Below are 11,899 nucleotides of genomic sequence, written 5' to 3'. Positions count from 1 at the left end.
GCCATGGCCGCCAATACGCTCAGACCCACCGACAGCCCGCGCCGGGCCAATGTGCCCCGCGAGGTAGCCCCGCCGGTGCCCGAAGTGCTGCCCGAGGCGGCCGTGGTTGAAGCGCCCGCGCCGGAACCGGTGCCGGCCCCCGAACCCGCTCCGGTGCGTGAGAAACGCCCCCGCAAGCCCGCACCCGAGCCAGTGAGGCCCCGCAGTTCGTGGAGCCTGTTTTCGCTGCTTGACCGGATGACCAGTGTGGACGGGCTGTTCCGGGAGGGCCTGCCGGTACGGTTTCTGCCGCACTTGCTGTTCATTATGGCCCTGACGCTGCTTTACATCGGCAACACGCACTACGGCAACCGCATGAACCGCAACATTCAGCGCCTCAAGCAGGAAACCGAAGACTTGCGCGCCGACTACACCACCCTGAAATCGGACTATATGGAGGCCAGCAAGCAGAGCGAAGTGGCGCGCAGAGTGGCGGCTTTTGGCTTGGTGGAAAGCTCCTCGCCGCCTTTCCGCATCACGGTGCCCAAGGGCCACCTCGACGCCGCTGAGCTGGAACTCATGCCCGTGCTCACGGCCGATACGCTGGCCGCCCGCGCCGCCCGCGACTCGGCCGCCGCCGAACAAGCCGACGTGCAGACGGGCCGCCGTCGGCGCGAAGCCTCGGAAACCGGCGTCGACAGCGGACCTGAAATCATTGCCCCGCCCCAGGCGCTGGACGGCGATTCGGCCGGAGCCGCGGCGCCCGTTGCGCGGCCGGTAGCGCCGCCTCGCGCCGCACCGCAAAAGCCCAAAGCCAAAAGCCTGCCCGCCAAACCGGCTTCCGGCGTGAAGAAAAGCACTGCCAGGAGCAACGCCAAAGCCAAGGCAACTCTAAAAGCAGCTTCCCGCAAAGCGAAGCCGCCCGTTAAGCAAGCCGTTAGAAGCCATTCCCGATGAAAGGCAGCGTTAAAAAATCCATTGTCACACGAGTGCGGCTGGCCTTTTTGGGGGTCGCCGTTTTTTCGTGTGCCATATTCTGGAAAGCCACCAAGATTCAGTTTCAGGAAGGCGCCCGGTGGCGCGCCCTGGAGCAGGAGCGGCGCATCAGCTACCAGCCGGTGCCCGCCACGCGCGGCAATATTTACTCTGATAACGAGAGTATTATGGCGACTTCGCTGCCCTTTTACCGGGTGGCCTGGGACCCCGGCGTGGTCGATGACGAGGTGTTTAAGGCCAATGTGGATTCGCTGGCCTGGCACCTTTCTCACTTCTTCGGCGACCGCAGCGTGCAGGAATACCGCCGCCGGCTCGTGAATGCCCACAGCGCCAAGGAGCCGGCTTTGCGCTACATCCGCCTCAACTCCCGCCAAATCAATTTTCAGGAGAAAAAGCAGCTGGCCAACTGGCCTATTTTCCGGGCCAAGCGCAACCGCGGCGGTGCCATTTTTGAGAAGGTCGACAAGCGCTTCCGGCCGTTTGGCGGGCTGGCGCAGCGTACCATCGGTTTCGTGAACGAGGACAAGCACGGCGCCGGCCTGGAATACACTTTCGAGCAAAGCCTGGCGGGCAAGGCTGGCGAGGCCCTGTTTGAGCGCGTACCGGGCGGCGTGAAGCCGGTGTTCGATGGCACCGAAGTGAAACCTCTGCCCGGCTACGACGTGAAAACCACCCTTGACATCAACCTGCAGGACGTGGCCGAAAACGCGCTTTACAAGTCGCTGGTCGATAACAATGCCCAGTACGGCTGCGTGATTCTGATGGAAGTGGCCACCGGCGAAATCAAGGCCGTGGCCAACCTGGGCAAAGCCTCGGACGATACGTATAAGGAGGATTACAACTACGCCTTTGCCGACCAGGGCCGCACCGAGCCGGGCTCCACGTTCAAGCTGGCTTCGATGATGGCCCTGTTTGAGGCGCGGCCCAACGTGACGCTCGACGACATGGTAGACACGGGCAACGGCCGCATGTACGTGGGCGGGGCCGTGAAATCGGACTCGCACGGCTACGGCCGCATCACCGTGCAGCAGGTGTTTGAGAAGTCCAGCAACATCGGCGTGGCCAAGCTGGTGGACAAGTATTTCTCGGGTAACCCAACCGAATACACCGACTACCTGAAGAAGTTTGGCCTCGACAAGCCCCTCGGCTTCCAGATGGCCGGCGAGGCCTTGCCCTACGTTAAAGACCCCAAGGACCGTAGCTGGAGCCGCACCTCGCTCACCACCATGAGCATCGGCTACGAGCTGAAGCTGGCCCCGCTCCAAACGCTGGCATTTTACAACGCCGTGGCCAACGGTGGCGTGAAGGTGCAACCCATGATTGTGCGCGAAATCAAGCAGGCCGACCAAGTGCTGCAACGCAACGAGCCCCGGGTGCTGAACCCCAAAATCTGCTCCGATGCCACGCTGGCCAAGGTGAAATCGATGATGGAAGGCGTGGTGCTGGCCGGCACCGCCCGCAGCATCCGGCCCAAGGACTACAGCATTGCCGGCAAAACCGGCACGGCCTGGAAATTCAAAAACGGCCAGTATACCAAAACGTATTCGACCAGCTTCTGCGGCTACTTCCCGGCCGACAAGCCTAAGTACAGCTGCATTGTGGTGGTTGACTCACCCCGCAACGGCCGCATCTACGGCGCCGATGTGGCCGCGCCGGTGTTCCGCGAGGTGGCCGACAAATGCATGGCGCGCGACCTACTCAGCCAGCGCCCCTTGCTGGCCAAGGCCCGCCTGAACAAGAGCCACGTGCCGCTGGTGCGCGCCGGCATGCAGGACGAGTTGGCCCTGGTCTGCCAGAAGCTGGGCCTCTCGGGCAACACCCAGGCCACCGGCGGCGAAGAGTGGGTGCGCGCCGCTTCCGACACGGCCTTTCACGCCCGTACCGTGGCCCTGGTGGTGAACCCGGTACGCGCCGGACGCGTGCCCCAGGTGCGCGGCCTGAGCTTGCGCGACGCCTTGTTTCTGCTCGAAAACCGGGGCCTGCACGTGCGGGCCGTGGGCACGGGCCGCGTGCGCGAGCAGTCCCTGGAAGTGGGGGCGCCCATCAAGCGAGGCGATATCATCACGTTGAGCCTGGCCGAATCGGGCCCGCGCCTGGCTGCCCCGCAGGCCTTGCCCGAGCCCGAGCATACCGACCTGGCCGAAAACAAGCTGCTGGTTCCGGTCGAGATGGAGGTCGCTAAGCCCCGCAAATCCTTCGCCGCCGGCGAGAAAGCCCATGTGCAAACGGAGGCCGCCGAACGCTCGGCCGGCGTGAAGCCGAATGCTAAAGCCCGCAAGCCGGCCGCTTCTGTCGCAAAGCCCGCTACGACTGCGAAAGCGCCTGCCAAGTCTAAAGAAGCCCGCCAGCCAGCCCAAGACCAGAACTCCAAGAAGGTCAAACCGGCCAAACCCGCCGTCCGCCGCGCCTGAACCAGACGAGTGCTAGGAGCGAAGAGTTAAAAGCAGCCTGCCAACTCTTCGCTCCTAACGCTTAACTCGCAACTCAAAGCATGCTTTCCCTGCCGCTCTTTTCCCTGCTTACCGACGTGACCGTGCTAGCCCAGCATGGCCCCACCGATGTGTCCATTACCGGTCTCACTCTCGACTCGCGCGAAGCCGCACCGGGCGTGGCCTTCTTTGCCCTGCGCGGCACCGCTACCGATGGCCACAAGTTCATCGAAGGCGCCGTGGAAAAAGGACTGGCCGCCGTAGTTTGCGAGGAACTGCCGGCTGTGCTGAACCCCGCCACGGCCTACGTACTGGTGCGCGACAGCGCCGAGGCGTTGGGCCACATGGCGGCGGCGTTTCACGGGCACCCCTCGCGGCAGCTGAAGCTGGTGGGCGTGACGGGCACCAACGGCAAAACCACTTGCGCTACCCTGCTGCACAAGCTCTTGCGCGAGCTAGGCTACCACGCCGGCCTGCTGAGTACGGTGCAGAATCAGATTGATGAGGAAGTCATTCCCAGTACCCACACCACGCCCGACGCCATCCGGCTGAATGCGCTGCTGGCCCGCATGGTGGCTGCCGGCTGCACCCACGCCTGCATGGAGGTGAGCAGCCACGCCGTGGCCCAGCACCGCATCACGGGCCTGCGCTTCGTGGGTGGCGTGTTCACCAACCTTACCCACGACCACCTCGACTACCACGGCACGTTCGATAATTACCTGAAAGCCAAAAAGGCTTTCTTTGATGGACTGCCCAAAACGGCTTTCGCCCTCACCAACGCCGACGACAAGCGCGGCCCGGTGATGCTGCAAAACACTGCCGCCCGCCGCGAAACCTATTCCCTGCGCGGGGCGGCCACATTCCGGGCCAAGCTGGTGGCCAACGAAGTCCACGGCCTGCACCTCGAAATCGACGGCCGCGAAATCCTGTTCCGCCTCATCGGCGTGTTTAACGCCTACAACCTGCTGGCCGTGTACGGCGCGGCCGTGCTGCTGGGCGAAGACCCCACCGAGGTGCTCACCATCCTCTCGGGCCTGACCACGGCGCCCGGCCGTTTCGAGCCGGTGCTCTCGGGCCAGCAGGCCATCACGGGCATCATCGACTACGCCCACACGCCCGACGCGCTGGAGAACGTGCTGCAAACCCTGCACGAAATCCGCCAGCCCACCCAGCAAATCATCACCGTGGTGGGCTGCGGCGGCAACCGCGACGCGGCCAAACGGCCCATTATGGCCAATCTGGCCGCCCGCCTGTCCAACAAAGTCATTCTCACCGCCGACAACCCGCGTTTCGAGGACCCGCTGGAAATCCTGGCCCAGATGCAGGCCGGTGTGACGGCCCCCGATTCGGCCAAAGTACAGACCGTGCCCGACCGCCGCGAAGCCATCAAAACAGCCGTGGAGTTGGCCGGCCCCCACGACATTGTGCTAGTGGCCGGTAAAGGCCACGAAAATTATCAGGACATTCGCGGCGTGAAGTCGCATTTCGATGATAAGGAAGTGCTGACCGAAGTTTTTTCTCAATTGAATAAGTAGTCCGTCATGTACCCTACAGCCCCGTTGTCATCCTGAGCGCAGCGAAGGACCTTATCACGTTAGAACAAGTCGCTTGGTCGTGATAACGCCCTTCGCTGCGCTCAGGATGACAACGGGGTGCAGCCCACAAAACGCCTGCTAGACTCCCCCGAATGCTTTATTACCTCTTTCGTTACCTGCACGACCATTTCCACCTGCCCGGCACCGGGGTGTTTCAGTACACCACCTTCCGGGCCGGGCTGGCGGTGGTCATTTCCCTGCTCATCGCCCAAACCTTTGGCCACCGCCTCATTCGGGTGCTGCAACGGAAACAAGTGGGCGAAAGCATCCGCGACCTGGGCCTGCAGGGCCAGAACGAGAAGAAGGGCACCCCCACCATGGGCGGCCTCATCATCATCCTGGCCATTCTGGTGCCGGTGATTTTACTGGCCCGCCTGCGCAACATCTACATCATCCTCATGATTTTGAGCACAGTGTGGCTGGGCTTGATTGGTTTTCTGGATGACTACATCAAGGTGTTTCGCAAGAACAAGGAAGGGCTGAGCGGCCGCTTCAAAGTGCTGGGGCAGGTGGGGCTGGGCATCACGGTGGGCTGGGTGCTGTTCTACAGCAACGAAATCACCGTGCGCGAATACCTGCTGCCCAACGGTACCTTCTCGGCCATCGAAGCCAGTAAAGTGTTCAAAGATGTGCACTTGATGATAACCACGGTGCCGTTTATGAAGAACAATGAGCTGAACTACGGCGACTTGTTCGCCTCGGCCGGCACCTTGTTCAACGGCCTCTACGGCCTGCTCTACATCCCCATCGTCATTTTCCTGATTACGGCCGTGAGCAACGGCGCCAACATTACCGACGGCCTCGACGGGCTGGCGGCCGGCACCTCGGCCATCATCGGCGTCACGCTGGCCATCTTCGCCTTCGTGAGCGGCAACGCGCTACTGGCTGATTATCTGGACGTCATGTTTATTCCAGACTCGGGCGAGTTGGTTATTTTCTGCACGGCTTTCGTAGGCGCCTGCATCGGTTTCCTGTGGTACAATAGCTACCCGGCGCAGGTTTTTATGGGCGACACGGGTTCGCTGGCACTGGGCGGCATCATCGCCGTGCTGGCCCTCATCGTGCGCAAGGAATTGCTGATTCCGGTGCTCTGCGGCGTGTTTCTGATTGAAAACCTGTCGGTTATCGTGCAGGTCAGCTATTTCAAATACACCCGCAAGAAGTACGGCGAAGGCAAGCGCCTGCTGCGCATGTCGCCCCTGCACCACCACTACCAGAAGCTGGGTTACCACGAATCCAAAATCGTGTCGCGTTTTTGGATTGTGGGCATCATGCTGGCCGTCATTACCTTGGTTACCCTGAAACTGCGCTAAAAAACGACTGTCATCCTGAGCGGAGCGAAGGACCTTATCACGGTCGCTCTACTCAGTATACTAATTAACGTGATAAGGTGCTTCGCGATGCTCAGCATGACAGACCGGAAGAACATAGTTATCCTCGGAGCGGCCGAAAGCGGCGTAGGGGCGGCCCTGCTGGCGCAAGCCAAAGGCCATGCCGTGTTCGTATCGGACCGCGGCGCTATTCAGGCCGATTACAAGCAGCAACTCACCCAGGCGGGCATTGAATTTGAAGAAAACCAGCACACGCTGGAGCGCATTCTGCAGGCCGATGAAGTGGTGAAAAGCCCCGGTATCCCCGAGAAAGCGCCGGTCATTCAGGCGTTGCGGGAGAAAAGGATTCCCATCATCTCCGAGATTGAGTTTGCCGGCCGCTATACCAGGGCCAAGTGCATCTGCATCACGGGCACCAATGGCAAGACGACCACCACGCTGCTGACTTACCACCTGCTGAAAAGCGCCGGGCTGAACGTGGGCCTGGCCGGCAACGTGGGCTTCTCGCTGGCCGAGCAGGTGATTGCCGACGCGCACGACTACTACGTGGTGGAGCTGAGCAGCTTCCAACTCGACGACACGCACGACTTTCAGCCCTGGATTGCCGTGCTGCTCAACATCACCCCCGACCACCTCGACCGCTACGGTTACTCCCTGGAAAGCTACGCCCATGCCAAGCTGCGCATCACCCGCAACCTGGACAGCAGCGGCGCCTTCATCTATAATGCGGATGATGAGGTGACAGGCCAGTATTTCCAATCGGCCTTCTTGGAAACCAGCCTGCTGCCCTTCAGCCTGCACCACCGCCCCGATACCTGGCTGGCCGGCTACTACACCGGCGAGGAAACGCTTTGCACCAACCTCAGCCCCGGCCTCGACGAAGAAGGCGGCATGGAAATCAGCACGGCCCAGTCGCCCCTCATCGGCCAGCACAACCGCCAAAACACGCTGGCCGCCGTGCTCGCCGCCCGCGTGGCCGGCCTCGATGCCGGGCAGATTGAAGGGGCTTTGGCCACTTTCCAAAATGCCGACCACCGCCTGCAGTTGGTGGGCGAAATCAACGGCGCCCGCTACATCAACGACAGCAAGGCCACCAACGTGGAAGCCGCCTGGTACGCCCTCGACGGCATTCACCAGCCCATCGTCTGGATTGCGGGCGGCACCGACAAGGGCAACGACTACAGCAGCCTGCTGAATCTGGCTGAGCACCGCGTGAAGGCCCTCATTTGCCTCGGCGTGGACAATGCCAAGCTCCGCACGGTTTTCGACCCCATCATCCCGCGCATCGAAGAAACCCAAAGCATGGCCGACGCCGTGGCGCGCGCCGCGGCCCTGGCCACCCCCGGCGACGTGGTACTGCTTTCGCCCTGCTGCGCCAGCTTCGACCTGTTCAAGAACTACGAAGACCGGGGCCGGCAATTCGCCGCCGCCGTGGCCAAGCTCAGCGACGCCGTTTCTGATTAACGCTAGACTTCACCACGCGCCGAAGTACGGCCGTGTACCCGCATACGCACGGTAAATCTGCCACTTATGGAACCCGTAAAAATCTGGCTGCAGCGCAACCTCAAAGGCGACCCCATTTTGTGGGCCATCGTGTTGCTTTTTTCCTTTATCAGCATCGCGGTGGTGTATTCGGCCACCGGCACGCTGGCCTACCGCAACGAGATGCACGGCCGCTCGGGCTCGGCCGTGGAGATGATTGCGCTCAAGCACACCGCGTTGATTGTGGCGGGCCTGGGGCTGATGTGGCTGGCGCACCGCGTCGACTACCGCTACTACTCGCGCCTGGCGCTGTATGCCCTGCTGATTTCGGTGCCGCTGCTGCTCTTTACCTACCTGCTGGGCGGCGAAACCAACGGCGCCTCGCGCTGGATGACTATTCCGGTCATCAACCAAACCTTCCAGCCTTCGGATTTGGCCAAGCTGGCCCTGATTTCGCACCTGGCCAGCATGCTCAGCCGTCGTCAGCAGCACCTGGACGACTTCTGGAGCACGCTGTTTCCGGTAATGCTGTGGGTGGGCATCATCTGCGGCCTGATTGCGCTGACCAACGCCTCTACCTCGTCGCTGCTGTTTGCTACCTGCCTGCTGCTCATGTTCATCGGCCGGGTGCCGCTCAAGCAAATGCTGGTGATGGTGCTCATTGGCGTCACGGTGGGCGGCACGGCCCTGGCCAGCGGGCAGCGCTGGAAAACGGTGCAGTCGCGCCTCGAAAACTTTTCCGACCCGACCAAGAAAACCCCTTTCCAGCTGGAGCACAGCTACATCGCCATTGCCACCGGCGGCATTGCCGGCAAAGGCCCCGGCAAAAGCACCGAGCGCAACATTCTGCCGCACCCGTATTCCGACTTCATCTACGCCATTATCATCGAAGAATACGGCCTGATTGGCGGCGCCGTGGTGCTGCTGCTCTACATGGCCTTCCTCTATCGAGGGCTAAAAACGGTGATGAATAGTTACGGGGCCTTTGGCGGGCTGCTGTCGGCGGGGCTCAGTTTCAGCCTGGTGATGCAGGCGCTGGTAAACATGGGCGTGGCCGTGGGCCTGGGCCCTATCACCGGCCTGCCGTTGCCACTGCTGAGCATGGGCGGCACCTCGCTTATTTTCACCGGCATCAGCATCGGTATCATCCTGGCCGTGAGCCGCGGCGAGCCCGAAGTGCGCCCCATGACGGGCGAAGACCCCGACACGGCCCGCATCCCCAGCCAGCGCGCGGCGTATGCGTAGCTGCGTTTTGATTGGTCGCATACCTGGAACGTCATGCTGAGCGTAGCCGAAGCATCACTACCGCAATGGTAATTAATTACTTCCCCGGTAGAGATGCTTCGACTACGCTCAGCATGACGTTCTTCGAAAAGACGTTCTTCCAAAAATGACCAACACCCCACTTCGTTTCATTATCTCCGGCGGCGGCACGGGCGGGCATATTTTCCCGGCCGTGGCCATTGCCAACGAGCTGCGCCGGCGCCTGCCCGATGCCGAAATCCTCTTCGTGGGCGCCAACGGCCGCATGGAAATGACCCGCGTGCCCGAAGCCGGCTATAAAATTGTGGGGCTCGACATCACGGGCCTGCAGCGCCGCCTCACGCCCCAAAACCTCCTGTTTCCGGTGCGCGTGTTCCGTTCGGTGCGCAAGGCCGGCAAGCTGATTGAAGAATTCCGGCCCGATGCGGTGGTAGGAGTGGGGGGCTATGCCTCGGCCCCAGTGCTGCTGGCCGCCACGTCGCGTGCTATCCCGTCGCTCATTCAGGAGCAGAATTCCTATGCCGGCTTGGTGAACAAGCTGCTGGCCAAGCGCGTGAACAAGATTTGCGTGGCCTACGACGGCATGGAAAAGTTTTTCCCCAAGGACAAGCTCATCCTCACCGGCAACCCCGTCCGCACCGAAATTGCCAGCGGCGACCGTGCCGAGGCGATGAAATTTTTCGACCTTGACCCCACCAAGAAAACACTGCTGGTGATAGGAGGGAGCCTTGGCGCCCGTAAGCTGAATCTGGCCACCGCCGCCGCGCTGGCCCGCCTGCGCGAGGCTGGCATTCAACTGCTCTGGCAAACCGGCAAGCTCTACTTTCCCGAAGCCCGCCAGCAAGCCGACCAAGCCCATAACCTGCACGCGCTGGAGTTTATTCAGCGGATGGATTTGGCTTACGCCGCCGCCGATGTTGTCATCAGCCGCGCCGGGGCCCTATCCGTGTCGGAGCTATGCCTCACCGGCAAGGCCAGCATCCTGGTGCCCTCGCCCAACGTGGCCGAAGACCACCAAACCAAAAATGCCCTCGCCCTGATGAGCAAAGGCGCCGCCGTGCTCATCACCGACGAGCACGCCGCCACGCGCCTCTACGACGAAGCTCTGCGCCTGCTGGCCGACACAGCGCGCCAAAAGCAGCTCAGCACCCGCGTGCGCGAGCTGGCCCGGCCCAACGCGACGGTTACGATTGTGGACGAGCTGTTGAGCTTGATAAAGAAGTAATGCCGGAAGCGTAAAATGATAATTAGAACGTCATGTCGAGCGCAGCCGAGACATCTCGCGTGGGGTAGTAACTCAATCGTTGCGATGTCATTAATTACTTCGGCACGCGAGATGTCTCGGCTGCGCTCGACATGACGTTCCAACAACACAAAAAACAAAAATTTGAAGCAGTTTCCCTACGTTTTCTTTCTTGGCATCGGCGGCATCGGCATGTCGGCCCTGGCGCGCTGGTTTCAAGCCAACGGCCACCAGGTGAGCGGCTATGACAAAACCGAAACGCCGCTAACCCGGGCCTTAGCCGCCGAAGGCATTGCCATTCATTATGCCGACGCGGTGGAAAATATCCCGGCCGCCGTGCGCGAAAACCGCGAACAAACCCTCGTCGTCCTCACACCCGCCATCCCGGCCGACAGTGTGGAATGGGCTTGGCTACGGGAGCAGGGCTACGACATCCGCAAGCGCAGCCAAGTGCTGGGCGTACTCACCCAGGGCCGCTACACCGTTGCCGTGGCCGGCACGCACGGCAAAACCACCACCAGCAGCATGGTAGCCCACCTGCTGCACCACGCCGGCCTGGATGCCGGCGCCTTCCTCGGCGGCATCGCCGTGAACCTGGGCAGCAACCTGCTGCTGCCCGCCACGCCCGAAGCGCCTATTGTAGTGGAAGCCGATGAGTATGACCGCAGCTTCCTGACCTTGTTTCCGGACGTGGCCATCGTCACCAGCACCGACGCCGACCACCTCGACATCTACGGCGACCAGTCGGCCCTGATTGAGTCGTTCCGGCAGTTTGTGGCCCAAATCAAGCCCGGCGGCACCCTGCTCATCAACCACACTGCCGACCCCAGCGTGGCCGCGGCGGTGCCGGCCGGCACGCGCGTCATCCGCTACGGCCTCAATGCGGAGCAGGGCCCGGAGCTTTTTGCGGCCAATATTTCGGCCGAGGGACACCAGTTTTATTTCGACTTACACGGCCCCGTGGGGACCGTGGCCGACCTGGAATTGGCCGTGCCCGGTTACCACAACGTGGAAAACATGCTGGCCGCCGCCAGCGTAGCCCAATTGCAGGGCATTGAGCCCGAAAAATTGCGCGCCGCCGTGGCCGCCTACCGCGGCGTAAAGCGCCGGTTTGAATTCGTGGTGACGGGCCCGAAAAACGTCTATCTGGACGACTATGCCCACCATCCGCGCGAAATAGAGGCCTTTTTGCGCTCCGTGCGCGCCTTATACCCGGGCAAACGGTTGCGCGTGATTTTTCAACCGCACCTTTTCACGCGTACCCGCGACTTTGCCGAAGGCTTTTCCCGGAGCTTAAGTATTGCAGATGAGGTATTTTTGTTAGATATTTACCCAGCCCGCGAAAAGCCGCTGCCGGGCATTACTTCCGAAATTCTGTTGGCCAATATCACCGCGCCCGTCAAAGCCATTCGCACCAAAGAAGAAGTGCTCGGGGCCGCGCAATCAGATAATGATTTCGACGTTCTGGCCACCGTTGGTGCCGGTGATATCGATACGCTGGTACCTCAATTAAAAAACATCCTCACTGAGCGCTGGAAGTAGCAAATGAGCCTGACGCTCAGACTTCATACCCGCCCATCC

At 61.6% G+C, this 11,899-nt stretch carries 8 protein-coding genes; all 8 read left to right on the top strand.

Features of this window, described 5'->3' with window-relative positions; genetic code table 11:
- Nucleotides 1–3: 3 nt before the first annotated feature.
- The 8 genes from Q4S41_RS10760 to murC all read left to right on the top strand — a co-directional run bounded on the left by Q4S41_RS10760 (nucleotide 4) and on the right by murC (nucleotide 11,860).
- Nucleotides 4–936 (top strand): FtsL-like putative cell division protein, encoded by a 933-nt coding sequence (locus Q4S41_RS10760; protein WP_305031113.1) that lies wholly within the window; start codon nucleotides 4–6, stop codon nucleotides 934–936.
- Entirely contained in the window at nucleotides 933–3,386 is a 2,454-nt protein-coding gene (locus tag Q4S41_RS10755; RefSeq protein WP_369811283.1) for a penicillin-binding protein, read from the top strand. Before Q4S41_RS10760 ends, Q4S41_RS10755 begins: the two co-directional genes overlap by 4 nt.
- 80 nt (nucleotides 3,387–3,466) lie before the next feature.
- Nucleotides 3,467–4,939, top strand: coding sequence for a UDP-N-acetylmuramoyl-L-alanyl-D-glutamate--2,6-diaminopimelate ligase (locus Q4S41_RS10750; protein WP_305031112.1), 1,473 nt, complete (start codon nucleotides 3,467–3,469; stop codon nucleotides 4,937–4,939).
- Nucleotides 4,940–5,091: 152 nt separating this feature from the next.
- Nucleotides 5,092–6,312 carry a phospho-N-acetylmuramoyl-pentapeptide-transferase gene (gene mraY / locus Q4S41_RS10745; RefSeq protein WP_305031111.1) on the top strand — a complete coding sequence of 407 codons (1,221 nt, stop codon included), beginning with the start codon at nucleotides 5,092–5,094 and terminating at the stop codon, nucleotides 6,310–6,312.
- 96 nt (nucleotides 6,313–6,408) lie between these two features.
- Nucleotides 6,409–7,794 (top strand): UDP-N-acetylmuramoyl-L-alanine--D-glutamate ligase, encoded by a 1,386-nt coding sequence (murD, locus tag Q4S41_RS10740; RefSeq protein WP_305031110.1) that lies wholly within the window; start codon nucleotides 6,409–6,411, stop codon nucleotides 7,792–7,794.
- Nucleotides 7,795–7,860: 66 nt separating this feature from the next.
- Complete coding sequence (locus Q4S41_RS10735; RefSeq protein WP_305010514.1) at nucleotides 7,861–9,057, top strand: FtsW/RodA/SpoVE family cell cycle protein; 1,197 nt, start codon at nucleotides 7,861–7,863, stop codon at nucleotides 9,055–9,057.
- Between the two features lie 145 nt (nucleotides 9,058–9,202).
- The gene (gene murG, locus Q4S41_RS10730; RefSeq protein ID WP_305031109.1) at nucleotides 9,203–10,300 is read left to right on the top strand and encodes an undecaprenyldiphospho-muramoylpentapeptide beta-N-acetylglucosaminyltransferase; all 1,098 of its coding nucleotides are present in this window, start codon (nucleotides 9,203–9,205) and stop codon (nucleotides 10,298–10,300) included.
- Nucleotides 10,301–10,462: 162 nt separating this feature from the next.
- Nucleotides 10,463–11,860: a UDP-N-acetylmuramate--L-alanine ligase gene (murC, locus tag Q4S41_RS10725; protein ID WP_305031108.1), complete on the top strand. Its 1,398-nt coding sequence runs from the start codon at nucleotides 10,463–10,465 to the stop codon at nucleotides 11,858–11,860.
- The last annotated feature ends 39 nt before the right edge of the window (nucleotides 11,861–11,899 follow it).

Origin of the sequence: Hymenobacter convexus (assembly GCF_030580955.1) — a bacterium.
Taxonomy (GTDB): domain Bacteria; phylum Bacteroidota; class Bacteroidia; order Cytophagales; family Hymenobacteraceae; genus Hymenobacter.
Note: the sequence above shows the minus strand (reverse complement) of the source record. Positions and strands in the feature narration are given on the sequence as shown.

Coding starts and splice junctions, on each gene's coding strand:
- mraY (WP_305031111.1), top strand. CDS start 5,092: ATGCTTTATTACCTCTTTCGTTACCTGCACGACCATTTCCACCTGCCC.
- Q4S41_RS10760 (WP_305031113.1), top strand. CDS start 4: ATGGCCGCCAATACGCTCAGACCCACCGACAGCCCGCGCCGGGCCAAT.
- murD (WP_305031110.1), top strand. CDS start 6,409: ATGACAGACCGGAAGAACATAGTTATCCTCGGAGCGGCCGAAAGCGGC.
- Q4S41_RS10735 (WP_305010514.1), top strand. CDS start 7,861: ATGGAACCCGTAAAAATCTGGCTGCAGCGCAACCTCAAAGGCGACCCC.
- Q4S41_RS10750 (WP_305031112.1), top strand. CDS start 3,467: ATGCTTTCCCTGCCGCTCTTTTCCCTGCTTACCGACGTGACCGTGCTA.
- murG (WP_305031109.1), top strand. CDS start 9,203: ATGACCAACACCCCACTTCGTTTCATTATCTCCGGCGGCGGCACGGGC.
- Q4S41_RS10755 (WP_369811283.1), top strand. CDS start 933: ATGAAAGGCAGCGTTAAAAAATCCATTGTCACACGAGTGCGGCTGGCC.